Annotated in this window: 22 protein-coding genes; 5 read left to right on the top strand and 17 right to left on the bottom strand. The window is 74.0% G+C overall.

The genetic code is table 11. The annotated features are described in order from the left end of the window. Nucleotides 1–52 precede the first annotated feature (52 nt). From ACFWW8_RS23620 to ACFWW8_RS23630, 3 genes are all read left to right on the top strand, one after another. Nucleotides 53–901 (top strand): LytR/AlgR family response regulator transcription factor, encoded by an 849-nt coding sequence (locus ACFWW8_RS23620; protein ID WP_386530976.1) that lies wholly within the window; start codon nucleotides 53–55, stop codon nucleotides 899–901. A gap of 181 nt (nucleotides 902–1,082) precedes the next feature. Further along, nucleotides 1,083–2,813, top strand: coding sequence for a cation acetate symporter (locus ACFWW8_RS23625; RefSeq protein ID WP_386530978.1), 1,731 nt, complete (start codon nucleotides 1,083–1,085; stop codon nucleotides 2,811–2,813). Further along, nucleotides 2,810–4,042, top strand: coding sequence for a histidine kinase (locus tag ACFWW8_RS23630; RefSeq protein ID WP_386530980.1), 1,233 nt, complete (start codon nucleotides 2,810–2,812; stop codon nucleotides 4,040–4,042). The genes ACFWW8_RS23625 and ACFWW8_RS23630 overlap by 4 nt, the downstream gene beginning before the upstream one ends. Nucleotides 4,043–4,202: 160 nt before the next feature. Here ACFWW8_RS23630 and ACFWW8_RS23635 read toward each other — a convergent pair whose 3' ends face one another. Both ACFWW8_RS23635 and ACFWW8_RS23640 read right to left on the bottom strand, forming a co-directional pair. Further along, nucleotides 4,203–5,645 carry a GuaB1 family IMP dehydrogenase-related protein gene (locus ACFWW8_RS23635; RefSeq protein WP_386530982.1) on the bottom strand — a complete coding sequence of 481 codons (1,443 nt, stop codon included), beginning with the start codon at nucleotides 5,643–5,645 and terminating at the stop codon, nucleotides 4,203–4,205. A 146-nt stretch (nucleotides 5,646–5,791) separates the two neighbouring features. Continuing rightward, a complete protein-coding gene (locus ACFWW8_RS23640; RefSeq protein ID WP_386530984.1) occupies nucleotides 5,792–7,075 on the bottom strand; it encodes an IS701 family transposase in 1,284 nt (427 codons plus the stop codon). Between the two features lie 365 nt (nucleotides 7,076–7,440). On the opposite strand from ACFWW8_RS23640, the gene ACFWW8_RS23645 reads away from it, so the two are divergent. Beyond that, the gene (locus ACFWW8_RS23645; protein WP_386530986.1) at nucleotides 7,441–7,953 is read left to right on the top strand and encodes a hypothetical protein; all 513 of its coding nucleotides are present in this window, start codon (nucleotides 7,441–7,443) and stop codon (nucleotides 7,951–7,953) included. A 105-nt stretch (nucleotides 7,954–8,058) separates the two neighbouring features. On the opposite strand, the gene ACFWW8_RS23650 is transcribed toward ACFWW8_RS23645, so the two are convergent. The 7 genes from ACFWW8_RS23650 to fmt form a co-directional block, all read right to left on the bottom strand. Next, complete coding sequence (locus ACFWW8_RS23650; protein WP_386530987.1) at nucleotides 8,059–8,469, bottom strand: barstar family protein; 411 nt, start codon at nucleotides 8,467–8,469, stop codon at nucleotides 8,059–8,061. Then, entirely contained in the window at nucleotides 8,466–8,972 is a 507-nt protein-coding gene (locus ACFWW8_RS23655) for a ribonuclease domain-containing protein (protein WP_386530989.1), read from the bottom strand. Before ACFWW8_RS23655 ends, ACFWW8_RS23650 begins: the two co-directional genes overlap by 4 nt. A 49-nt stretch (nucleotides 8,973–9,021) precedes the next feature. Further along, the gene (locus tag ACFWW8_RS23660) at nucleotides 9,022–9,243 is read right to left on the bottom strand and encodes a CarD family transcriptional regulator (RefSeq protein ID WP_031145007.1); all 222 of its coding nucleotides are present in this window, start codon (nucleotides 9,241–9,243) and stop codon (nucleotides 9,022–9,024) included. A 176-nt stretch (nucleotides 9,244–9,419) separates the two neighbouring features. After that, nucleotides 9,420–10,433, bottom strand: coding sequence for a sugar-binding transcriptional regulator (locus ACFWW8_RS23665; protein WP_386531029.1), 1,014 nt, complete (start codon nucleotides 10,431–10,433; stop codon nucleotides 9,420–9,422). 138 nt (nucleotides 10,434–10,571) lie between these two features. Then, on the bottom strand, nucleotides 10,572–11,258 hold the full coding sequence (rpe, locus tag ACFWW8_RS23670; protein WP_386530991.1) for a ribulose-phosphate 3-epimerase: 687 nt from the start codon (nucleotides 11,256–11,258) through the stop codon (nucleotides 10,572–10,574). A 168-nt stretch (nucleotides 11,259–11,426) separates the two neighbouring features. Continuing rightward, a complete protein-coding gene (locus ACFWW8_RS23675; RefSeq protein ID WP_386530993.1) occupies nucleotides 11,427–12,902 on the bottom strand; it encodes an RsmB/NOP family class I SAM-dependent RNA methyltransferase in 1,476 nt (491 codons plus the stop codon). Nucleotides 12,903–13,007: 105 nt separating this feature from the next. Further along, nucleotides 13,008–13,952, bottom strand: a complete 945-nt coding sequence (fmt, locus tag ACFWW8_RS23680; protein ID WP_386530995.1) for a methionyl-tRNA formyltransferase — start codon at nucleotides 13,950–13,952, stop codon at nucleotides 13,008–13,010. Nucleotides 13,953–14,203: 251 nt separating this feature from the next. Between fmt and ACFWW8_RS23685 the strand changes: the two genes are divergently transcribed. After that, the gene (locus ACFWW8_RS23685) at nucleotides 14,204–14,728 is read left to right on the top strand and encodes a hypothetical protein (protein ID WP_386530997.1); all 525 of its coding nucleotides are present in this window, start codon (nucleotides 14,204–14,206) and stop codon (nucleotides 14,726–14,728) included. 168 nt (nucleotides 14,729–14,896) lie between these two features. On the opposite strand, the gene ACFWW8_RS23690 is transcribed toward ACFWW8_RS23685, so the two are convergent. From ACFWW8_RS23690 to ACFWW8_RS23725, 8 genes are all read right to left on the bottom strand, one after another. Next, nucleotides 14,897–16,996 carry a primosomal protein N' gene (locus tag ACFWW8_RS23690; protein ID WP_386530999.1) on the bottom strand — a complete coding sequence of 700 codons (2,100 nt, stop codon included), beginning with the start codon at nucleotides 16,994–16,996 and terminating at the stop codon, nucleotides 14,897–14,899. A 143-nt stretch (nucleotides 16,997–17,139) separates the two neighbouring features. Then, the gene (gene metK, locus ACFWW8_RS23695) at nucleotides 17,140–18,348 is read right to left on the bottom strand and encodes a methionine adenosyltransferase (RefSeq protein ID WP_386531031.1); all 1,209 of its coding nucleotides are present in this window, start codon (nucleotides 18,346–18,348) and stop codon (nucleotides 17,140–17,142) included. Between the two features lie 195 nt (nucleotides 18,349–18,543). Beyond that, nucleotides 18,544–19,758: a bifunctional phosphopantothenoylcysteine decarboxylase/phosphopantothenate--cysteine ligase CoaBC gene (coaBC, locus tag ACFWW8_RS23700; protein ID WP_386531001.1), complete on the bottom strand. Its 1,215-nt coding sequence runs from the start codon at nucleotides 19,756–19,758 to the stop codon at nucleotides 18,544–18,546. Between the two features lie 135 nt (nucleotides 19,759–19,893). Then, nucleotides 19,894–20,166 carry a DNA-directed RNA polymerase subunit omega gene (rpoZ, locus tag ACFWW8_RS23705; protein WP_004948662.1) on the bottom strand — a complete coding sequence of 91 codons (273 nt, stop codon included), beginning with the start codon at nucleotides 20,164–20,166 and terminating at the stop codon, nucleotides 19,894–19,896. 64 nt (nucleotides 20,167–20,230) lie between these two features. Then, the gene (gene gmk / locus ACFWW8_RS23710) at nucleotides 20,231–20,794 is read right to left on the bottom strand and encodes a guanylate kinase (protein WP_386531003.1); all 564 of its coding nucleotides are present in this window, start codon (nucleotides 20,792–20,794) and stop codon (nucleotides 20,231–20,233) included. 61 nt (nucleotides 20,795–20,855) lie between these two features. Next, nucleotides 20,856–21,179 (bottom strand): integration host factor, encoded by a 324-nt coding sequence (locus tag ACFWW8_RS23715; RefSeq protein ID WP_008740406.1) that lies wholly within the window; start codon nucleotides 21,177–21,179, stop codon nucleotides 20,856–20,858. Nucleotides 21,180–21,781: 602 nt separating this feature from the next. Continuing rightward, nucleotides 21,782–22,624 (bottom strand): orotidine-5'-phosphate decarboxylase, encoded by an 843-nt coding sequence (pyrF, locus tag ACFWW8_RS23720; RefSeq protein ID WP_386531005.1) that lies wholly within the window; start codon nucleotides 22,622–22,624, stop codon nucleotides 21,782–21,784. Continuing rightward, the gene (locus ACFWW8_RS23725; RefSeq protein ID WP_386531007.1) at nucleotides 22,621–23,730 is read right to left on the bottom strand and encodes a quinone-dependent dihydroorotate dehydrogenase; all 1,110 of its coding nucleotides are present in this window, start codon (nucleotides 23,728–23,730) and stop codon (nucleotides 22,621–22,623) included. Before ACFWW8_RS23725 ends, pyrF begins: the two co-directional genes overlap by 4 nt. Nucleotides 23,731–23,784: the final 54 nt, after the last annotated feature.

Consider the following 23,784-nt stretch of genomic DNA (forward strand, 5'->3'; position numbering starts at 1 on the left):
CGGGGGCCGCGCACCGTTCCGCCCCGGCGCGGCCGTGCCTACACTCGGCGGCATGCTGCGCGTACTGGCCGTCGACGACGAGAAGCCGCTCCTGGAGGAACTCCTCTTCCTGCTGCGCTCCGACCCCCGGATCCACCGCGCGGAGGGCGCCTCGGACGCCACCGGGGCCCTGCTCCGGATCACCCGGGCGCTGGAGGGCGGGCCGGACGGGGACGACGGCATCGACGTGGTCTTCCTCGACATCCACATGGCCGGGCTGACGGGCCTGGACATCGCCCGCCTGCTGGCCGGGTTCGCCCGGCCGCCGTTGATCGTGTTCGTCACGGCCCACGAGGGCTTCGCCGTACAGGCCTTCGACCTCAAGGCCGTGGACTACGTGCTGAAACCCGTGCGTCCCGAGCGTCTGGCCGAGGCCGTCCGCCGCGCGTGCGCGCAGCTGGGCCGCGGTGCCGGGGAGGTCCCTCCCGGTACGGGGACCACGTCCGCCGCGCCGGTCGCGGCGGTGCCCGCGGCCGCCGTACCCGGTCAGCGCCGGCCCGGCGCCGGGGTGCCCGCAGCCGACCGCGTCCCGGACCAGATCGCCGTCGAACTGGGCGGGGTCACCCGCTTCGTGGCCATCGCCGACATCGCGTACGTGGAGGCCCAGGGCGACTACGCTCGGCTGCACACCGACGGCGGCAGCCACCTGGTGCGCATCCCCCTGTCGACGCTGGAGGAGCGCTGGGCGGCCCGCGGGTTCGTCCGGATCCACCGCCGCCACCTGGTGGCGCTGCGCCGGATCGACGAGCTCCGGCTGGACGCGGGCACGACCAGCGTCCGGGTCGGGACGGCGGAGCTCCAGGTGAGCCGCCGGCACGCGCGGGAGCTGCGGGACCTGCTGACCCGCCACGCGACCGGCTGAGGACGGCCGCCGGGGGCGCGGCCATCGGGGGCGCGGCCATCCGACGCCCGCCGCCCACCCCGGACCGCGCCGACCGCCGCCGCCCGCGTCCGGGCCCGCGCACGGTCCGGTTCACGCCTGTTGCCCCTTCCCGGGCCGTGCATAGACTCCGGTCACCCTCCTCCAGCCGAAGGACCGACCGGTGAACCAGACGTACGCGCTGACCGCGGTCGCCGTCGTCGTCCTCGTCACCGTCCTGGTCGGCGCGCTGGGCCTGCGGATATCGCGGACCACCTCCGACTTCTACGTCGCCTCGCGCACCGTGGGCCCGCGGCTGAACGCGGCCGCCATCAGCGGGGAGTACCTCTCCGCCGCCTCCTTCCTCGGGGTGGCCGGGCTCGTGCTGCTCCAGGGCCCCGAGATGCTCTGGTACCCGGTGGGCTACACGGCCGGCTACCTGGTGCTCCTCGTACTGGTCGCGGCCCCGCTGCGCCGCTCGGGCGCGTACACGCTGCCGGACTTCGCGGAGGCCCGGCTGGAGTCGCAGGCCGTGCGCAGCATCGCGGTGCTGTTCGTGGTCGGGGTCGGCTGGCTGTACCTGCTGCCGCAGCTCCAGGGCGCCGGGCTGACCCTGGAGATCCTCACCGGCGCGCCGCACTGGGTGGGCGGGGTGGTCGTCGCCGTCGTGGTCGGCGCCGCCGTGGCCGCCGGCGGAATGCGCAGCATCACCTTCGTACAGGCCTTCCAGTACTGGCTCAAGCTCACCGCGCTGCTGGTCCCGGCGTTCTTCCTGGTGGCCGCCTGGGCCGGGGACGGCGCCCCGCGCGCCTCCTTCGACGCCCCGGCCGTGTTCGGCCGGCACACCTCCGTCACGGTCGCCGAGGACGTACGGCTGTCGGTGGAGGCGCCGCTCGCCGTGACGGTCACGGGCCAGGTGGACGGGCGGGCGTACGAGGCGGCCCCGCTGGTCCTCGCCGCCGGGGAGCACTCCGTACGGGCGCACGCGCGGCTGGAGTTCACCCCCGGCACCCCCGTCCCGGGCACCCGGACGGAGGCCGGGCTCGGCGTGTCCAGCTGGTCGGAGCCGCTGTCGGGCGACGAGCGCGGGTACCGGCTGTACGCGACGTACGGGCTGATCCTCGCCACCTTCCTCGGCACGATGGGGCTGCCGCACGTGGCCGTGCGCTTCTACACCAGCCCCAACGGGCGGGCCGCGCGCCGCACCACGCTGGTCGTGCTCGGGCTGGTCGGCGTCTTCTACCTGCTGCCGCCGGTGTACGGGGCGCTGGGCCGGATCTACGCCCCCGAACTGGCCCTGACCGGCGACGCGGACGCGGCCGTGCTGGTCCTGCCGGAGCGGATGCTGGGCGGGCTGCTCGGGGAGCTGCTGGGGGCGCTGCTGGCCGGGGGCGCCTTCGCCGCGTTCCTGTCGACGGCCTCGGGGCTGACCATGGCGGTGGCCGGGGTGCTGCACCAGGACGTGCTGCCCTCGCGCGGGGTGCGCAGCTTCCGCCGGGCGGTGCTCGTCGCGGTCCTGGTGCCGCTGGCCGGGAGCGTGGCTGCCCGGGACGTGCCGGTGGCGGACGCGGTGGGGCTGGCGTTCGCCGTGTCGGCCTCGTCGTTCTGCCCGCTGCTGGTGCTGGGGATCTGGTGGCGCGGGCTGACCCCGCCGGGCGCGGTGGCCGGACTGGTCACCGGGGGCGGGGCGGCGCTGAGCGCGGTGCTGACGACCCGTGCGGGGCTGGCCCCGGCCGGCTGGGCGCACACGCTGCTGGCGTGGCCGGCGGCCTGGTCGGTGCCGCTGGGGTTCCTGACCATGGTCCTGGTGTCACTGGGCACCCGCGCGCGCGTACCGGGCGGCACCGCGGCCACCCTGGCCCGGCTGCACCTGCCGGAGGGCGTCGCCGGCGACCGGGTGGGGGGCGTCCGGTGACCGGGGCGGTGACCGTGCTCCTCGCGGTGGCGGCGGCGGCCCTGCTGCTGGCGGCGGGCTGGGCGGCGGGGCGGTTGCACGCCCGGCACGACGGCCGGGCGGCGGTCGACCTGGGGACGCCGGTGGAGCGGGCCACCTTCCACACCCTGCACACCGCCTCGCTGGCGGCTCCCCCGCTGCGCGCCGGGCTGACCGAGGACGCGGCCCGCAAGGCGGCCCGCCGGCTGCGGTCGCTGCTGGGCACGGAGGCCCTGTGCCTGACCGACCGGGAGTCGGTGCTGGCCTGGGACGGGCCGGGGGCCGACCACCACGGGCGGCGGGCGATGGCCCGGGTCGCGGAGACGCTGGACTCCGGGCGCAGCCAGAGCGTGCGCACCGGGTGCGAGCGGCCCGACTGCCCGCTGAAGTGGGCGGTGGTGGCCCCCCTCACCGGCGAGGACGGGATGCTGGGCGCGCTGGTGGCGTACGGGTCGCGGGAGTCGGCGGTGCTGGTGCGGGCGGCGACCGAGGTCGCGCGCTGGGTCTCCGTACAGCTGGAGCTCTCCGAGCTGGACCGGTCGCGGACGCGGCTGATGGAGGCGGAGATCAAGGCGCTGCGGGCGCAGATCTCCCCCCACTTCATCTTCAACTCCCTGGCGGCGATCGCCTCGTTCGTGCGGACCGATCCGGAGCGGGCCCGGGACCTGCTGCTGGAGTTCGCGGACTTCACCCGGTACTCCTTCCGCCGGCACGGGGAGTTCACCGCGCTGGCCGACGAGCTGCGCTCCATCGAGCAGTACCTCGCCCTGGCCGGGGCGCGGTTCGGGGACCGGCTGAAGGTGACCCTGCGGGTGGCGCCCGAGGTGCTGCCGGTGGCGCTGCCGTTCCTCTGCCTCCAGCCGCTGGTGGAGAACGCCGTCAAGCACGGGCTGGAGGACTCCACCGCGGAGTGCCGCATCACCATCGCCGCGCGGGACGCGGGCTCGGAGGCCGTGATCACGGTGGAGGACAACGGGGTGGGGATGGAACCGGACCTGCTGCGCCGGATCCTGGCCGGGGAGCGGGGCGGCTCGTCCTCGGGGGTCGGACTGCCCAACGTCGACGAGCGGCTCCGGCAGGTGTACGGGGACCCGTACGGGCTGGTGGTCGAGACGGGGGTCGGCGCGGGCATGAAGGTGACGGTACGGATCCCGAAGTACCGTGCGGGCGTGCACAGTTCACCGCCGGGCGACGGCCCCGCCGGGCCCTGACGCGCACGCCTGGCCCTGACGCGCGCGGCGGGCGCGGCGTTGCGGCAGGCGCGGCGTTGCGGCGTTGCGGCGTTGCGGCAGGCACCCGGGCCGGGAACGCCCGTGGCCCCGGCCGTCCTCGCGGGACGGCCGGGGCCACGGGGAGGCGCACCGCCGGGAACTAGCTCCAGCTGGCGTGCAGCGGCTTGCCCTCGGCGTAGCCGGCGGCGGACTGGATGCCGACCACGGCTTTCTCCTCGAACTCCGCGAGGGAGGCGGCACCGGCGTAGGTGCAGGAGGAGCGGACGCCCGCGATGATCGAGTCGATCAGGTCCTCGACGCCCGGGCGGGCCGGGTCGAGGAACATGCGCGAGGTGGAGATGCCCTCCTCGAACAGCGCCTTGCGGGCACGGTCGTAGGCGGACTCCTCGGAGGTGCGGTTGCGGACCGCGCGGGCCGAGGCCATGCCGAAGGACTCCTTGTAGAAGCGCCCGTCGGCGGACTGCTGGAGGTCGCCCGGGGACTCGTACGTCCCGGCGAACCAGGAGCCGATCATGACGTTGGAGGCGCCGGCGGCCAGCGCCATCGCCACGTCGCGCGGATGGCGGACGCCGCCGTCGGCCCACACGTGCTTGCCGTACTTCTTGGCCTCGGCGGCGCACTCCAGCACTGCGGAGAACTGCGGGCGGCCCACGCCGGTCATCATGCGGGTGGTGCACATGGCGCCGGGGCCCACACCGACCTTGATGATGTCGGCGCCGGCCTCGATGAGGTCCTTGACGCCCTCGGCCGCGACGATGTTGCCGGCCACGATCGGGACCTGCGGGTCCAGGGCGCGGACGGCCTTGATCGCGGTGATCATCGACTCCTGGTGCCCGTGGGCGGTGTCGATGACGATCGTGTCGACGCCCGCGTCGAGGAGCTGCTTGGCCTTGGCCGCGAAGTCGCCGTTGATGCCGACGGCGGCCGCGATGCGCAGCTTGCCGTTCGCGTCGGTGGCGGGGGTGTACAGCGTCGCGCGCAGGGCGCCCTTGCGGGTCAGGATGCCGACGAGCCTGCCGTCCTCGTCGACGGCCGGGGCCAGCTTGCGGTGGCCGGCGTCGAGCTTGTTGAAAGCCTCGCGGGGGTCGATGTCGGCGTCGATGAGCAGCAGCTCCTTCGACATGACCTCGGAGAGCTGCGTGAAGCGGTCGACGCCCGTCAGGTCGTGGTCCGTGACGACGCCGACCGGCCGGCCCTCGGCGTCGACGACGACGCCGGCGCCGTGGGCGCGCTTGGGCAGCAGGGACAGCGCGTCCGCGACGGTCTGGGTGGGCGCCAGCGTGATCGGGGTGTCGAGCACGAGGTGGCGGGTCTTCACCCAGGAGATGACGTCGGTGACGACCTCGATCGGGATGTCCTGCGGAATGACGACGATGCCGCCGCGACGCGCGACGGTCTCGGCCATCCGGCGTCCCGCGATGGCGGTCATGTTGGCCACGACCAGCGGAATGGTGGTGCCGGTGCCGTCGGGCGCGGACAGGTCGACGCCCTGGCGGGAACCGACCGCGGAGCGGCTCGGCACCATGAACACATCGTCGTACGTCAGGTCGTACGGCGGCTTCAGGTCATTGAGGAAACGCACGTGCTGAACATCCCAGTCGATCGAAGGATCCTTCTTGATGGCTGACAGGGCAGCCGAGGAAACGCACGTACTTCATCCTCCCACGTCCTGGCGTGCGCGCCGCCCGGGCCGATCGTCCAGGACATTCCGGGCCGCCTGGTCGTTTCCTACGGGACCTTGGTCCCTCCGGTACGGGACTGCCCCGGGATGAGCGGCCGCGGCGGGGCGGCCGCCGTCCCGGGCCGCCGGGCGGGGCCGGTACGGCCGTCGGGCGGCCGGCCGCGACCGGTCAGGAGCGTCGCCGCATGGGCCACGCTCGCCAGCGTGGCGTGGTGGTGCCAGCCGCGGAAGGAGCGCCCCTCGAAGTCGCGGATGCCCAGGGGCTCGCAGGTCTCCGCGAAGTCGAGGGAGACCCGGTCGGCGAGCTTGGCCAGCAGGAACAGCTGGGCGAGGGGCCGGTCGCCGATGTTGGTGATCCAGAAACCGGAGGGCGGCTGGGCGGCGCCGGACCAGGCGCCGACGAGCAGCAGCGGGACGGCCGGCGCGGGCGCGGGCCGGTCCCCGCAGGGGACGGGGAGGACCGGGGCCGCGGCCAGCAGGGTCACCGCGTCCGCGGCGCCGCCGGGAGGGGCCCACTCGACGGCGCGGCGCTGGGAGCGCAGGGAGTCGACGAGCTCCCGCGCGGGCGTGATGTGCGGCCCGTGCTTGTGCGGCCCGTGCTTGTGCCGCCCGGCGCCGCCGGAGGAGACGGGCAGGGAGCCGTCGACCTCGAAGACGAAGGGGATGTCCTGGAGGGCGAACGACTCGGCGCTCCGCGCCAGATCGGCATTGGCCACCTCCATCACCACGGGCCGGCGCTGGAGTTGCCAGGTCGCGGCCATCCGCTGCACGGCGAGCACGGCGTCCTCGGCCGGGCTGAGGGAGCGCGCGGTCTCGGGGATGCCGGCGCGTCGCCGGCGCACGGGTTCGCCGGTCCAGGGCCCGGGGAGGGTCAGGGTCCACTCGACCGGGAAGGCGGCTTCGCCGGAGGCGAACCAGATGCCGCTGGCCTGCTGGCAGTTGGCGGTGCGGCCGAGCTGCGGGACGAACTGCCGGCCGACGCCCACGGAGCGGTCGCCCGCCTTCTCGATGACCAGGGGCCGCAGCACCCAGGCCAGCGGGCGCCGGGCGCTCCGTTCGAGGTGCCGGGCGAGGGAGCGCCGTACCGGCGTCCACTCCCAGGGGGACGTGCTGATGAACTGCTGGAGGCTCTGCTCCACGGGACCGGTACCGGTTCCGGCGATGTTGCGGATCGTCTTCTTCCCCTTGGCCCGCACGAGTCCGTTCAGATAGACGCGGGCCCAGTTGCGCTGGTCCCGCCGGGGTAACGACTCGAAGAGCACGGGGATCAGGGCGTCGATCAGTTCGGAGACTTCCTTCGCGGAACTCTCCGGCAGGACTGCGCGAACCATCCGGGCCTCCCCCGCGACCAGCTGGATCCCATGGCTGGGTGACCGAGAGAACGGCCGTCCGCCCCGTCGCGCGGGGCGCCCCAGCCCGTGCGCCGGGACACCGGACGGCCGATCGCCGCCCACCGGCGCCCTCCCCGCACACGCTACCCAGATTTCGGCGCCCGGCAGCGGGTTCCGCCGGGCCCGCCCCGGATCCGGCCCTCACGGGGGTCCGGAATCCCGAACGCGCGTCCGAACGCGCATCCCGGTTCACCGTCCGCGCTCCTCGCACGGTCTCCCCGTGCGCGGCCCTCTAGCTCCCCGAGCGCGGTCCCTCTGCGCCGTCCCCTTGCGATCAAGACGGCGCCGAAGGCAACGTTGATTACATGATTACAGCCGAACAGGGCGAACAGCTCCGCACGTGGTTCGCCGAGCGCCTGCCCGAGGACGTCTTCGCGTCCCTCGTCTCGGTCACGGCCGACCGCGAAGAGATCACCGTCGTCGGCACCGTCCCGGCGGGCGAGTCCGTCGGCGAGTTCCGCGAGCGCACCCGCGACCAGCGCATCGAGGTGGCCCGCGAAGCCGAGGAGCTGTACCGCCGCAAGGTCGCCTGGGGGGTGCGGTCGGGCGGGGAGACCACGCTCTTCACCCACCTCGCCGTCCCCGTCATGACCCGCCTGCGGCAGTCGGAGCGCCAGGTCCTGGACACCCTCGTCGCCGGCGGCGTCGCCCGCAGCCGCGCCGACGCCCTGGCCTGGTGCGTACGCCTCGTCGGAAGCAACACCGACGCCTGGCTGGCGGACCTGCGCGGCTCCCTGGACGCGGTCCACCGGGTCCGCGCCCAGGGCCCCGACATGGCCGGCGGTGCGGACTCCGTGAAGCCCGGCCCCGCATCGTGACCACCACCGCCGCGTACGACCGAAGTCCTGCCCGGTGACGGGAGGCGGGCCCGCCCGCGTCCCGCCCGGCCGCTCCGCGCCGAGCCGGCCCGGGGGTCGGGGCGCTCAGCCGTCGTCGCGCCGCCCCCGCGTCCGCGGGGCGCCCGACTCGGCCAGCAGCACCGTCAGCGGCGGCGCGCCCTCCGGCTCCGGCCGCTCCCGCCAGAAGTCGACCGCCTCCTCCAGGACCTCCCGCAGCGTCTCCCAGTCGGCCGGCCGCGCCGCGGCGAACGACCGCCAGGAGGTCACGGCCAGCAGCCGCCCCGGCGCCCGCGGCAGCCACGACAGGTCCCGCAGCGCGTCCGCCAGCGCGTCCCAGTTCCCCCCGAACCACTCCGGCACGTCCAGCGAGGCCCCGGCCCGGCGCATCAGGCCGGACTTGGTCCGTACGCCGTCCAGGTCGAGCCGTACGGTCGTCCACCCCGCCTCCTCGGCGGCGGCGAGCACGGGGGCGAGCGGCTGCGGGTCCAGGGTCATCGGATGACCGCCTTGAAGGTCTCGTAGTGGTCGTCCGTGTAGAAGAACTCCCCGCCCTCGCCCGTCACGATCCGCCGGGCCCCGCGGTCCCGCTCCCCCGGCGTCCTCACGGTGAACTCGTGGTAGTAGCCGCGCTTCTGCCGGGGGAGGACCTTCTCGAAGTTCCCGAAGACGGTCCCGTCCTGGCGGTGGGGGTACGGCCCGCCCTCGTCGATGAGCGCGAGGACGTCCCGGGCATGGCGGGGCAGCGCGTCGGCGCGTACGGTCGCCATCCCCTTCGCCCATCCGGGGGCGGCGGCACTCGACGCGCCACCGGGCGAACGGCCGGGCACGTCACCGGGGGCGGTACTCGCACCGGAACTCGTTCCGGGACTCGCACGGGTGCCCGAGGCGGTAGGCGCGGGATTCGACCCGCCGCAGCCCACCGCACCGACCAGTGCGGCGCAGAGGAACACGGCCCCCAGGAGACGCGGCAACGATCGGGGCACGCTCCTGAAGATCATGCACCGATCGTGCCAAACATCCGATTCGCCCGCGAATCGCCCGGTGGCCTCAGAGCGCGGCCATCTTGGTGTACGGACTCAGGATGCGTTTCTGGACCGAGCCGAAGTCGACGAGAACGGCGATCCCCTCCTCGATTCCGACGACACGGCCGAGGCCGTGCTCATCGTGAGTGACCCGGTCGCCGACGCTGAACTGCCGGAGCGGCGGTTCCACGGGGGCCTTGAACGGGCTGGACGGCAAATGGCGGCGAGGTACTGCGGACTTAGTCATTGGAACCAGTATGCGCCCAGCAGGCCGCCTCGCGGTCCGCCGTTCGGATCTCAATTCCGGCACCATCCGCCCCGCGGGAGGCCACGACGGGGCAGCGGAACGGGCCGGAGGGGCGGGTCACGCCGGGCCGTCCCTTCCGGATCGTGCCGGGTCCGACAGGATCCGAAAGAGACCGGCTAGTCGTCCGGGTCGGCGCGTTCCAGCGCCGGCCGCAGCCCCGGCTGCGACTCCGTCAGCAGGTAGTCCGCCACCGCCGTGTCCGTGACCAGGCTGGTCACCAGGCCCGACCGCAGGACGGCGCCGATGGCGGACGCCTTGCGGAGGCCGCCCGCGATGGCCACGACCTCGGGGATCCGCCGCAGCCGGTCCGCCTCGACGGTGATGCACCGCTCGCCGAGGTCGCGACCCACGCGCCGGCCCTCCGCGTCGAAGAGGTGGGCGGACATCTCGGCCGCGACGCCCAGCGAGGCGTAGTGGCCGCGCTCCTCGTCGCTGAGCATGTCGTGCACGGTCGAGATCCCCGGCTCCCACGAGCCGATGGAGACGGCGGCGACGGTCACCTTGTCGAAGTACTCGAAGGCCCGCGCGATCCCCGTCTGGCTGCGCAGCGCCGCCGCGGTCGCCGGGTCGGGCAGCAGCATCGGCGCGTAGATCGGGTGGGCGTCGCCGCCCGAGACCTGGGCGGCCCGGCGCACCGCCTCCACCGAGCCGCGCTCGGCGGTTCCGGCGTCGTACACGCCCGTCAGCTGGACGACGGTGCAGGGGGGCAGCCGGTGCAGGGACGCCGCCATGTGGATGGTCGAGCGGCCCCATGCCAGGCCCAGTACGTCACCCTCGTTGACCAGCTCGCCCAGCAGGTCGGCCGCTACCGCCCCCAGGTTCTCCGGGTCGGGCGCGTCCTCGGTCGCGTCGGCCGGCGACTCGACGACCACCGCGTGCCGCAACCCGTACCGCGCGCGCAGCGCGTCGGAGCGCTCCGCGTCCAGCTCCGCCGGCACCCGGATCTCGATGCGCACGAGGTCACGTTCGAGGGCGGTCTCCAGGACCCGAGCCACCTTGAAGCGGCTCACGCCGAACTCCTCGGCGATCTGGATCTTGGACTTGCCCTCCAGGTAGAAGCGGCGGGCCATGGCCGCCGCCTGCACCAGCTCCGCGGGTCCCATCCGCAGGGCTGACCGTCCCGCCGACATTGCAGACACCGCGTTCTCCTCACTGCTGTTCACACTCTCGTGTTCACACTCTCGACTCGCCGTTCATCCTGTCAGATCCGGCGGCCGTTGATCAGCCTGGACGGCTGCCGTTCACCGAGCTGTCCACCAACGCTCGACTCAGTGGTCGCAAGCCCACGGCGCCGCGGCGATCGCCACGCCCGCCTGCTCGCGCAGCGTACGCACCGCGGCGGCCGGATCCACCGCCCCGTAGACCGCGCTGCCCGCCACGAAGACGTCGGCTCCGGCCTCGGCGCAGCGCTCGATGGTCGAGGCCGAGACCCCGCCGTCGACCTGGAGCCACAGCTCCAGACCGTGCTTGGCGATCAGCTCCCGGGTCCGGCGGATCTTGGGCAGCATGATGTCGAGGAAGGACTGGCCGCCGAAGCCCGGCTCGACGGTCATGATCAACAGCATGTCGAGCTCGGGGAGGAGGTCCTCGTACGGCTCGATCGGCGTCGCGGGCTTGAGCGCCATGGACGCCCGCGCCCCCTTGGCCCGGATCTCCCGCGCCAGCCGTACGGGGGCGGCCGCGGCCTCCGCGTGGAAGGTGACCGATCCGGCCCCCGCCTCGACGTACTGCGGGGCCCAGCGGTCAGGGTCCTCGATCATCAGGTGGAGGTCCAGCGGGATGTCCGTGGCCCGGCTGAGCGACTCGACGATCGGCATCCCGAGCGTCAGGTTCGGGACGAAGTGGTTGTCCATGACGTCGACGTGCAACCAGTCGGCTCCTTCGACCGCCCTTGCCTCCTCGGCGAGGCGGGCGAAGTCGGCGGACAGGATGCTGGGGTTGATCTGAGCGGCCATGCCCCCAAGCGTGCCATGCCCCAGGCCCGTTCCGGCCACGACCCCGGAAGTCGGAACGGCCACGGCACCGATCAAACGATCATGCGGATCATTTGACCGGATTTCACGCCCCGCTCCGCGCTCGCCGCGCTACGCCCGCGCCGCGCGCTCGCCGCCGCGCCGCCAGCGCTACGCCGTGCGCCGCAGCAGCGCCAGGTACATCGCGTCGGTCCCGTGCAGGTGCGGCCACAGCTGGACGTCCGGCCCGTCGCCGAGGGCGGGTACGCCCGACATGTACGGACGGGCGTCGATCAGTTCGGCCGCCACCGGCTCGTTGCCCGCGCCGCGGCCCTTCAGGACGTCGTCCACGACCACCCGGGTCTCCGCCAGGTGCGGGGAGCACGTCGCGTAGCCCACGATCCCGCCCACCCGGACCGCCGACAGGGCCTCCCGCAGCAGCCCGCGCTGCAGCGGCGCGAAGCCCTCCAGGTCCTCCGGGCGGCGGCGCCAGCGCGCCTCCGGGCGGCGCCGCAGCGCGCCCAGGCCCGTGCACGGCACGTCCACCAGGACCCGGTCGAAGGAGCCCGGACGCCACGGCGGGCGGGTCCCGTCCGCCGCGATGACCTGGTATGGGCCGGGATTGCCGGCCAGCGCCTTCTCCACCAGGCGCGCCCGGTGCGGCTGCTTCTCGGAGGCCAGCAGGAAGGCCCCGCGCTGCGCGGCCAGCGCCGCGAGCAGGGCCGCCTTGCCGCCGGGTCCCGCGCAGCCGTCCAGCCAGCGCTCGTCGCGACCCTCGACGGGCGCCTCCGCGAGGGCCATCGCCACGAGCTGGCTGCCCTCGTCCTGGACGCCGGCGCGGCCGTCGCGCACCGCCTCCAGCGCGCCCGGCTCACCGCCCTCCGCCATCCGGACGGCGTACGGCGACCACCGGCCCGGCAGCGCCGAGTCCTCGCCCACCGCCTCCAGCAGCTCCTCCGGGGTCGACCGCCCGGGGCGGGCGACGAGCGTCACCTCGGGCCGCTCGTTGTCGGCCTCCAGCAGGTCCTCGATGCCCGCGCGGCCGCCGCCCAGGGAGTCCCACAGGGCGCTGACGACCCAGCGCGGGTGCGAGTGGTAGACGGCGAGGTGCTCCTCGGCGTCGTCCTCGTACGGCGGGGCGACCCGCTCCAGCCAGCCGTCCATGTCGTGCGCGGCGATCTTGCGCAGCACGGCGTTCACGAACTTGGCGCGCCCGTCGCCGAGCACCACCCGGGCCAGTTCCACGCTCGCCGAGACCGCGGCGTGCGTGGGGATGCGGGTGCCCAGCAGCTGGTGCGCGCCCAGCGAGAGCACGTCGAGGACCGGCGGGTCCACCTCGCGCAGCGGCCGGTCGATGCAGGCCTTGATGACGGCGTCGTACGTGCCCTGCCGGCGCAGCGTCCCGTAGACCAGCTCGGTGGCCAGCGCCGCGTCCCGGGCCTGGAAGCTCTCGTCCTGCCGGGCCTTGCGCAGCAGCGGAGGCAGCACGAGGTTGGCGTAGGCGTCGCGCTCGTCCACCGCCCGGAGCACCTGGAAGGCCAGCATCCGGACGGGATCCTTCTTGGGCCTGCGGTGCGGCTTGGCCGACTTGGCCGGCTTGTCCCCCGCGCCTGCGGCGGCGGGACGACGGCTGGGCTGTTCGCTCACGTGAAAGGTGCTCCGGAGGTACGAGTGCTACGGGTACGGCGAGGAGTGCGGACGCGCACGGAACGCGCGGAGTGCGGGCCGGGCCCGCGGCCGCGCGTCCACGGATCAGCCTACGTCGCCGCCGCCGAGCCGCTCCCCGGGGGCGATCCGCACGCCGCGGGCCCAGTCGGCGCCGCGCATCGGCTTCTTGCCCTGCGGCTGGACCCACAGCAGCTCCACGGCGTGCGATCCGGTGCCGACGTGGACGTCGTTCTTGGCCGCGGCCAGGACGCCGGGCTCCAGGTCGGTGCGGTCGGGCACCAGGCCCACCGAGATCAGCTTGAGCCGCTCCCCGCGGAAGACGGTCCACGCGCCCGGGGCCGGCGTGCAGCCGCGCACGACGCGGTCGGCGCGCATCGCCGGGGCCTTCCAGTCGACGCGGGCGTCCTCCACGGTGATCTTGGGCGCGAGCGAGAGTCCGTCGAGGGGCTGCGCGACGGCGCGCAGGGTGCCGTCCTCGATCCCGTCCATGGTCGCGGACAGCAGACCGGAACCGGCGAACGCCAGCCGGGTCAGCAGGTCGCCGCTGGTGTCGGTGGGGCGGATCTCCTCGGTGAGGATCCCGTAGACGGGGCCGGAGTCCAGCCCCTCCTCGATCTGGAAGGTGGAGGCCCCGGTGACCTGGTCGCCGGCCATGATCGAGTGCTGTACGGGGGCGGCTCCGCGCCAGGCCGGCAGCAGCGAGAAGTGCAGATTGACCCAGCCGTGCCGGGGGATGTCGAGGGCGCTCTTGGGGAGCAGCGCCCCGTAGGCGACGACGGGGCAGCAGTCGGGGGCGATCTCGCGCAGCCGGGCCTGGAAGTCGGGGTCGCGCGGACGGGCGGGCTTGAGGACCTCGATGCCCGCCTCCTCGGCGCGTTCGGCGACCGGACTCGCGACGAGGCGCCGGCCGCGGCCGGCCGGTGCGTCGGGCCGGGTGACGACGGCGGCGACCTCGTGCCTCCCGGAGGCGATGAGGGCGTCCAGGGCGGGCACGGCGACCTCGGGGGTGCCTGCGAAGACGAGCTTCACTGGGGTCCTACCTCGCTATCTCGGCTGTCAGCAGCACATCAGTCTATGGGCCCGCACCCCCGCGGCCCACCGGTGGTCGCGAGGGGGCGTACGCACACGCGCGCGCCTCTCGCATATGCCGACACGCCCCCACAGCGTGACCTGGGCGCCCGGTGACGCGTTGGTCAAGAGAGATTGACCGAAACGGGCCGCGTCGTGAACGGTGTCTGCGGCCCGATCCGCCCTTCAGCACCGGTTCGAGAGGCTTCTTCATGGCCGACCACGCCACCCACGACGCCCAAGCCCGGGCCAGCCTGCACCTCCTGGTGCGGGACATCGAGCGGGTTCGCCGGCAGGTGGATGCCCTGCGTACGCTCACCGCCCAGCTCGGCAATGTGTACCGCCCGCGCCGCTCCGGACCCTCCACGGGCTTCGTCGTCTACGGCCGGGCGCCCGCGCCCACCGTCCGTCTGGCGCAGGATCTCCGGGACAGCGTCGAGACGCTGGTCACCGCCGCGGTGGACTTCGACCGCTCGCTCGGCTTCTCGTGGGACGCGGTCGGTTCTGCGCTCGGTGTCACCAAGCAGGCCGTGCACCGCCGGTACGGTGCCCGGCGGGCGCAGGCCGCCGAGACGGCCGAGCCGCTGGCCGAGGCGACGGCCACCACCCGGACCCTGGGCCCGCTGCCGACCGTCCCGGCGGCCCGCTCGGTGCCCCCGCAGCCCGTGCGCGAGGAGTCCCAGGCAGTGGCGGGCGCACCCCGCCCGCCCGCCTTCCCCGGCCCGCGCAACGGCTGACCGGGAGCCCCGCCGCCGGGTCGCCGACCCCCGACGGCACGGCCGTTCCCACCCCGCCGCATGAGCCCCGCCCCCGGCGGGCGACCCGTACGGGCGCCCCCCACCGGGGGCGTCCGGCTGCCCGGCCCGGGCCGGACACCGCCGGGCCGGCCACCGCCGGGCCGGCCGTCAACCGATGTCCGGCGGATCGATCCGGACCCGGACCGCCTCCGCCGCCGGCAGCCCCCGCGCCATCCGCGCGGCCTGCGCCGCCTTCAGGGCGGCGGCCAGGGCGGCTCCGCTGCCCGGCGGGACCCGGACCAGCGCCCGCTCCCCGGCGGAGGGGGCACCGCGCCGCCCGGGAAGCGGTACCGGGCCCAGGATCTCGGCGTCGGGGGGCAGTCCGGCGCCGGCCAGGAAGGCTTCCACCGCTTCGCCGCGCCCCGCCACCGCGGCCATCCTGGACACCGGCGGGAAGCCCAGCTGGGCCCGCTCGGCCAGCTCCCGTACCGCGTGCCCCACCGGGTCCCACCGCACGAGCGCCTGGACCGGCCGCAGCGTCGGCTCCGCGACCACCACCACCTGCCCCTGCGCCCGTACCAGCGAGGCGGCCGCGATCCACCTGCGCAGCGCGTCCTCCCCGGCCCGCAGGTCGGGCCGGCCCAGCATCGCCCAGCCGTCCAGCAGCAGCGCCGCCGCGTAGCCGTCGCCCGCCGCGACCGGCTCGGCCCCGGGGGTGCACACCACCAGCGCCGGCGCGTCCGGAACCTCGTCCAGCACGTGGTCGCGCCCGGACGTCCGTACGGGCACGGCCGGGAAGGCCCGCCCCAGTTCCTCGGCGGTCCGCCGGGCCCCCACGACCTGGGCCCGCAGCCGGAACGACCCGCACTCCTCGCAGTGCCACGACGGTTCGCCCCGCCCGCACCAGCCGCACTGCAGGTCCCGCGCGTCGGGCGCCTCCAGCGGCCCCGCGCAGACCGTGCAGCGGGCCGGGGTGCGGCACCGCTCGCACGCCAGCCGGGGCACGTAGCCCCGCCGCGGCACCTGGACCAGGACGGGCCCCGTCTTCAGCCCCTCCCGCACGGTCTCCCAGGCCAGGCTCGGCAGCCGCGCGGTGCGGGCCGCCCCGTCGCGACCCAGCAGTTCGTCGCCCACGGTGCGGATCCGGGGGGCGCACGCGCGCACCGTCTCGCGGGTGGCGACGAGCGGCCGCGCCCAGCCCGACTCGACGAGTTGCGCGGCCTCGACGGTACAGCTGGTGCTGCCGGCCAGGAAGGCGCAGCCGTCGGTCACCGCGCGCAGCTCCAACACCTCCCGGACGTGCGGGAAGGGGGCGCGGTCGTCGCTGTGGCTGGAGTCCCCGTCGTCCCAGACGGCGACGAGCCCGAGGTCCCGTATGGGTGCGAACATCGCGGCCCGCGTGCCGACCACGGCCCGCACCGAGCCGCGGCTGACAGCGAGCCACTCGCGGTAGCGCTTCTCGGGCCCCGACTCGGCGGTGAGCAGTGCGTGCCGCCCCTCGCCGAGGAGCGCGGTGAGCGCGGCGTCGACCCGGGCGGCGGTCCGCCCGTCGGGGACGACGGCGAGGGCCCCGCGGCCGGAGGCGAGGGTGGCGGCGACGGCCCGGGCCAGCTCGTCGGCCCAGCCGGGTCCCGGCAGGGCCGTCCACACCGCGCGCGGTGTGCCGCCGGTGGCCAGGGCCCGCAGGAAGGCGGTCCCGGCGCCATACCGCTCCCAGCCCCCGGGGTCGGGCACGGCGGGCGGGGGCAGCGGCTCGGACGAGGGCTTGGCCTCGGCGCGGGCGTTGCGCGGGGGCAGGGCGAGCTGGAGCACGTCGGCGAGGCTGCCCGCGTACCGGTCGGCGACGGCGCGGGCCAGGGCCAGCATCGTGGGGCCGAGCACGACCTCGGGCGAGACCACGTGGGCCAGGGCGGCCAGCGCCCCGTCGTAGTCGGACTCGGCGCGCCGCTCGACGACGAACCCGTCGATGAGGCCGCCGCCCTCGCGGCGGCCGCCGCGCACGTGGTGCGACCCGGCCCCGAACCGCACCCGGACGCGGACTCCGGGCTGCGCGGCCTCGGAGAGCTCGGCCGGGACGGCGTAGTCCCAGAGCTGGTCGAGGTGGAGGACGCCCTTGTTCACGAGGACGCGGGCGACGGGCAGATCCTCCGCCAGGGCGGCCCCGCGCCAGGTGCGGGGCTTCGCCTTGGGCGCCTTGGCCTTCGCCTCGGCGACCATCTCCCGGATCAGCGCGAGCTGCTCCGGCGGGGAATCGTTCGCGCTGCTCACACCCGCATTCTTACCAAACCCCTGTGACAGCGGACGGCGACGGAGCCCCGCGGGGCCGTACGGCCCCGGACCGGGCACGGCGGCGTACGGGCACGCGAACGGCCCCGGACCGGGCGGGATCCGGGGCCGTTCGGCGGGCGGTCCTACAGACCGGCGGCCGCGCGCAGCGCGTCCACGCGGTCGGTGCGCTCCCAGGTGAAGTCGGGGAGCTCGCGGCCGAAGTGGCCGTAGGCGGCGGTCTGGGCGTAGATCGGCCGCAGCAGGTCCAGGTCGCGGATGATCGCGGCCGGACGCAGGTCGAAGACCTCGCCGATCGCGTCCTCGATCTTCTGGACGTCCACCTTGGCGGTGCCGAAGGTCTCGACGAAGAGGCCCACGGGCTCCGCCTTGCCGATCGCGTACGCGACCTGGACCTCGCAGCGCGAGGCCAGACCGGCGGCGACGACGTTCTTGGCGACCCAGCGCATCGCGTAGGCGGCGGAGCGGTCGACCTTGGACGGGTCCTTGCCGGAGAAGGCACCGCCGCCGTGGCGGGCCATGCCGCCGTAGGTGTCGATGATGATCTTGCGGCCGGTGAGGCCGGCGTCGCCCATCGGGCCGCCGATCTCGAAGCGGCCGGTCGGGTTCACCAGCAGGCGGTAGCCCTCGGTGTCGAGCTTGATGCCGTCCTCGACCAGCTGGTTCAGGACGTGCTCGACGACGAACTCGCGGATGTCGGGCGCGAGCAGGGAGTCCAGGTCGATGTCCGACGCGTGCTGCGAGGACACGACGACGGTGTCCAGGCGCACGGCCTTGTCCCCGTCGTACTCGATGGTGACCTGGGTCTTGCCGTCGGGGCGCAGGTACGGGATGGTCCCGTTCTTGCGGACCTCGGACAGGCGGCGGGCGAGCCGGTGCGCGAGGTGGATCGGGAGCGGCATGAGCTCGGGGGTCTCGTCGCAGGCGTAGCCGAACATCAGGCCCTGGTCGCCGGCGCCCTGCTTGTCGAGCTCGTCCTCGTCGCCCTCGACGCGCTTCTCGTAGGCGGTGTCGACGCCCTGCGCGATGTCCGGGGACTGCGCGCCGATGGACACCGACACGCCACAGGAGGCGCCGTCGAAGCCCTTCTTCGACGAGTCGTAGCCGATCTCGAGGATCTTGTCGCGGACGAGCTGCGCGATCGGCGCGTAGGCCTTCGTCGTCACCTCTCCCGCGATGTGCACGAGACCGGTGGTGATGAGGGTCTCCACGGCCACGCGCGACGTCGGGTCCTCGCTGAGCAGTGCGTCGAGGATCGTGTCGCTGATCTGGTCGGCGATCTTGTCGGGGTGGCCCTCGGTCACGGACTCCGAGGTAAACAGGCGGCGGGACACATCGCTCCCTGGGGGTTGCAGCGGCTGCTGGCTGATCATTTGGCGGAACCACATCGGGGGCTGCGCCCGATCACGTTCCGCGTGCAGTTTATCGGTCGCCACCGTACGCAGGACCACCCGTCTCGCCTTATGGGAGCGGTGTGACCTGCGGCACTCCATTCTGACGCACGAAGGTGGCGAGGAGAAGACATCCGCTCAGGCGCGTCGGGGGGCCAGCCTGGGGGCTACCTGGTCCCAGATCACCATGGCGAGGTCCTCCTTGGGACCGTGGGGCACCTGCGTCTCGGAGCCGTCGGAGGCGAGGATGACAGCCTCGTTCTCCTCCGATCCGAAGGTCTTGGACGCGCCGACCTCGTTGACGACGAGAAGATCACACCCCTTGCGCAGCAGCTTCGCCCTGCCGTTGGCCAGGACGTCGTCCGTCTCCGCGGCGAATCCGACGACGACCTGGCCCGGACGGGCCCGCTCGGCCGAGATCTCGGCGAGCACGTCGGGGTTGCGGACGAGGGCGACGGGAGCGGGCTCGTGACCGTCCTGCTTCTTGATCTTCCCGCTCGCGTAGGCGGCGGGCCGGAAGTCGGCGACGGCGGCGGCCATCACGATCGCGTCCGCGTCCGCGGCGGCCTTGAGCACGGCCTCCCGCAGCTGGAGGGCCGTCCCCACCCGTACGACGTCCACCCCGGCGGGGTCGGCCAGCGCGGCGTTGGCGGCCACCAGGGTGACCCGGGCGCCGCGCGCGACGGCGGTGCGGGCGAGCGCGTAACCCTGCTTGCCGGAGGAGCGGTTGCCGAGGAACCGGACCGGGTCCAGCGGTTCCCGGGTGCCGCCGGCGCTGATCACCACGTGCCGCCCGGCGAGGTCGGGGCCGGCGGTCCCGCGGGCCAGGACGCCCCGGCAGACCTCGAAGATCTCCTCGGGGTCGGGCAGCCGCCCCTTGCCGGTGTCCTTGCCGGTGAGCCGGCCCACGGCGGGTTCGATCACGACGGCTCCGCGCCGGCGCAGGGTGGCCACGTTCTCCTGGGTGGCGGGGTGCTCCCACATCTCGGTGTGCATCGCGGGTGCGAAGACCACCGGGCAGCGGGCGGTGAGCAGCGTGTTCGTGAGCAGGTCGTCGGCCAGCCCGTGGGCCGCCTTCGCCAGCATGTCGGCGGTGGCCGGGGCGACGACGACGAGGTCCGCGGACTGCCCGATGCGCACGTGCGGGACCTCGTGGACGCTCTCCCAGACCTCCGTGGAGGCCGGGTTCCCGGAGAGGGCGGCCCAGGTGGCCTCGCCGACGAAGTGCAGGGAGGCCGCCGTCGGCACCACCCGCACCTCGTGCCCGGACTCGGTCAGCCTGCGCAGCAGCTCGCACGCCTTGTAGGCGGCGATGCCGCCGCTGACTCCCAGCACGACCTTCGGCTTACCCACCACGTACTCCCCTCGACTCGTCCGGCGCCCGGGCCCGTCCGGGGCCCCGGTCACTGATCGCCGTACCCACCCATGACACACCACAGGCCCGGCAGATGGTCTGCCGGGCCTGTGGTGAAAGGAATTCTCGGTGCCTTACTGAGCCGGGGCCTCGATGGCCTCGGAGGTCAGCAGACCCGCGTTGATCTCGCGCAGCGCGATCGAAAGCGGCTTCTCGTGGACGTGGGTGTCCACCAGCGGGCCGACGTACTCGAGCAGGCCCTCACCGAGCTGCGAGTAGTACGCGTTGATCTGACGCGCACGCTTGGCCGCGTAGATCACGAGGCTGTACTTCGAGTCCGTGGCCTCGAGCAGCTCGTCGATCGGCGGGTTGATGATGCCCTCGGGCGCAGTGATGGAAGAGGACACGCTCTACCTTCCGAAGATGGGTGAAAGATCAAACATCGATCGATTCGAAAAAATCGATCAACGATCAAACAACGTCCATCAAGGCTAGCAGCTCGCGGGCCACGTCCTCGACCGAGGTGTTGACCAGGGTGGTGTCGAACTCGGACTCGGCAGCCAGTTCGATCGTGGCGCTTTCGAGCCTGCGCTCGATGACCGCGGCGGATTCGGTGCCCCGGCCGGTGAGCCGGCGGACCAGCTCGTCCCAGCTCGGCGGGGCCAGGAAGACGAGCTGGGCATCGGGCATCGACTCGCGGACGAGCCGTGCGCCCTGGAGGTCGATCTCCAGCAGTACCGGCTCGCCGCTGTCCAGGCGTTCCAGCACCGCGCCGCGCGGTGTGCCGTAGCGGTTGCCCGCGAATTCGGCCCACTCCAGCAGCTCGCCGTTGGCGATCAGCTTGTCGAACTCGTCGTCGTTGACGAAGAAGTAGTGGACTCCGTGTCGCTCACCGGGCCGCGGCGTGCGGGTGGTGGCCGACACCGAGAGCCAGACCTCGGGGTGGACCTTGCGCATATGCGCGACGACCGTGCTCTTGCCGACCCCCGAAGGGCCGGAGAGCACGGTCAGCCGCGGACGAACCTCTGCTGCCATAGAGCGATTATCCAGCTTCTCGGGACTGCCTGAGAACGCCGGGGCGACTCCGGGCCGCGCGTCAGCCGGCAGGGGTGCCGAACTCACGCTCCAGAGAGGCGATCTGGTTGGAACCGAGACCTCGGACACGCCGGGACTCGGAGATGCCGAGACGCTCCATGATCTGCTTGGCGCGGACCTTGCCCACGCCGGGCAGGGACTCCAGCAGGGCGGAGACCTTCATCTTGCCGATGACGTCGTTCTCCTGGCCCGTCTTGATGACCTCTTGGAGCGAGGCGCCGGAGTGCTTGAGTCGATTCTTCACCTCGGCCCGCTCCCGGCGAGCCGCGGCGGCCTTTTCGAGCGCGGCTGCGCGCTGTTCAGGGGTAAGGGGCGGAAGAGCCACGCCTACGTCACCTCGGATGTCGAACTGTCGGATACGGACCGGTGGTGGGCAGCCCGAAGGCACCACACCAGGCAAGTTCCCGAACAGCGGTGGAACTCGTTCGCTGCTCGTTCACTCTGCTCGGAGACTAGCGGCCGCGACCGCTCTCGTCAGCGAGAACGGACGAAAAGTCCTGGTCAGCCTCCACTGAACCGTACATCACGGACAAATCACCCCGGTTTTGTCCGGTGGAAGACGCTCGATTTTCGTCAGGCCGTTCGACGGGCGTCTCCCCCGTCCGCCTCGAACGCTCCGTTCCCGTACGCGGCGCGTGCGGCGCGCGGTCCCGCCCGCAGGCACGGTGGCCCTTGCGGATCGCTGACCAGCGGGGCCCTTCCGAGGCCGCGCCGGCGCGGGCGCGGGAGCCGGGAATCCGGCGCGCCGCGCCCGGCGGCGGCGCGCGCCCGGCCGGAGGCGGGGCCCACCGGATCACGGAGAGGTGATACGCGTCACATCCGGGCGCCGTGCGGGCGGGTCGGGCGGCCGCGAGGGCCGTTCCGGCCCGGTCGGCGTGCGCGTCACGGGGGCTTCGGGGCGGGCCGGAAGCCCCCGTGGCGGCGCGGCTACGCGGAGACGGCCGCGCGGATCTCCTCGGCGAAGCCCCGCGCGGAGGCGCGCAGCGCCGCCACGTCCGGGCCGTGCTTCAGGACGCCCCGCGACACGTTCGGGACGACGTTGCGCACGGCGGCCCCGAAGACGGCCGGCAGGTCGGCCGCGGTCGCGCCCTGCGCGCCGATGCCGGGGGCCAGCAGCGGCCCGTTGATGTCCAGGTCGAAGGAGGACAGGTCCCCGAGGGTGGCGCCGACGACCGCTCCGAAGGAGCCCATCGGCGCGGCGCCCGCGTTCTCCGCCGCCAGGTGCGCCAGCATCGTCGCCCCGATCGTCCGGCCGTCCTCCCGTACGGCCCGCTGGACCTCGGCCCCCTCCGGGTTCGAGGTGAGCGCCAGGACGAAGAGCCCCGCGCCCGACTCCCGGGCCAGGTCCACGGCCGGCTTCAGCGAGCCGTAGCCCAGGTACGGGGAGACCGTCAGCGCGTCCGAGAACAGCGGCGAGGCCGGGTCCAGGAAGGCCGAGGCGTACGCCGCCATGGTCGAGCCGATGTCGCCGCGCTTGGCGTCCATCACGACCAGCGCGCCCGCCGCCCGGGCGTCCGCCACGGTGCGCTCCAGCACCGCGACGCCGCGCGAGCCGAACCGCTCGAAGAAGGCGGCCTGCGGCTTGAACACCGCCACCGACTCGGCCAGCGCCTCCACGACGGTCCGGGAGAACGTCTCCAGTCCGGCGATGTCGTCGGCCAGTCCCCAGGAGTCCAGCAGGGCCGCGTGCGGGTCGATGCCGACGCACAGCGGGCCGCGGGCGTCCATCGCCGCGCGCAGGCGGGTGCCGAAGGGGGTCACAGGGCTCACAGCGCGACCTTTCGGGTCTCGGCGCCCACCGCGTCGGCGAGCGTCGCGTACGGGCTGTCGGCCAGGCGTGCGGCCAGGCCCCGGTGGATGGCGCGGGCGTAGCAGGGGCCCTCGTAGATGAAGGCGCTGTATCCCTGGACGAGGGTGGCTCCGGCCAGGATCCGCTGCCAGGCGTCCTCGGCGTTCTCGATGCCGCCGACGCCGACGAGGACGAGCCGGTCGCCCACGCGGGCGTACAGGCGGCGCAGGACCTCCAGCGAGCGCTCCTTGACCGGGGCGCCGGACAGGCCGCCGGTCTCCTTGACCAGGGCCGGCGCGGACTTCAGGCCGAGGCCCTCGCGGGCGATGGTGGTGTTGGTGGCGATGATGCCGTCGAGGCCGAGCTCCAGGGCCAGGTCCGCGACCGCGTCGACGTCCTCGTCGGCGAGGTCGGGGGCGATCTTGACCAGGAGCGGCACCCGGCGGCCGGTGACGGAGCGGTCGGCGGCCTCCCGCACGGCCGTCAGCAGGGGGCGCAGCGATTCCGTGGCCTGGAGGTTGCGCAGGCCGGGGGTGTTCGGCGAGGAGACGTTGACGACGAGGTAGTCGGCGTGGCGGGCGAGGCGCTCGGTGGAGGCCACGTAGTCCGCGACGGCCTCCTCCTCGGGCACGGTCTTCGTCTTGCCGATGTTGACGCCGACGACCGTCCGGAAGACCGCCTCGCGGGCGGCGAGGCGCTCCGCGACGGCCGCCGAGCCCTCGTTGTTGAAGCCCATCCGGTTGATCAGCGCGCGGTCCGGCACGAGCCGGAAGAGGCGCTTCTTGGGGTTGCCGGGCTGGGCCTCGGCCGTGACCGTGCCGATCTCGACGTGGTCGAAACCGAGCATGGCCATGCCGTCGACGGCCACGGCGTTCTTGTCGAAGCCGGCCGCGAGTCCGAAGGGGCCGTGCATCCGCAGGCCCAGGGCCTCGGTGCGCAGCGCCGCGTGGCGGGGGGCGAGCCAGGCCGCGACGAAGGTCCGCAGGACGGGGGTGCGGGCGGCGAGGCGGATCCAGCGGAAGGCCGTGTAGTGGGCCTGCTCGGGGTCCATCCGCTTGAAGACCAGGTTGAAGAAGAGTTTGTACATCGCTTCGAAGATCCCTCTGCGCTCATGAAGAGGGGGACACCCGTCGCAAGCGCG

This window comes from Streptomyces sp. NPDC058701 (assembly GCF_042715295.1).
Taxonomy (GTDB): domain Bacteria; phylum Actinomycetota; class Actinomycetes; order Streptomycetales; family Streptomycetaceae; genus Streptomyces.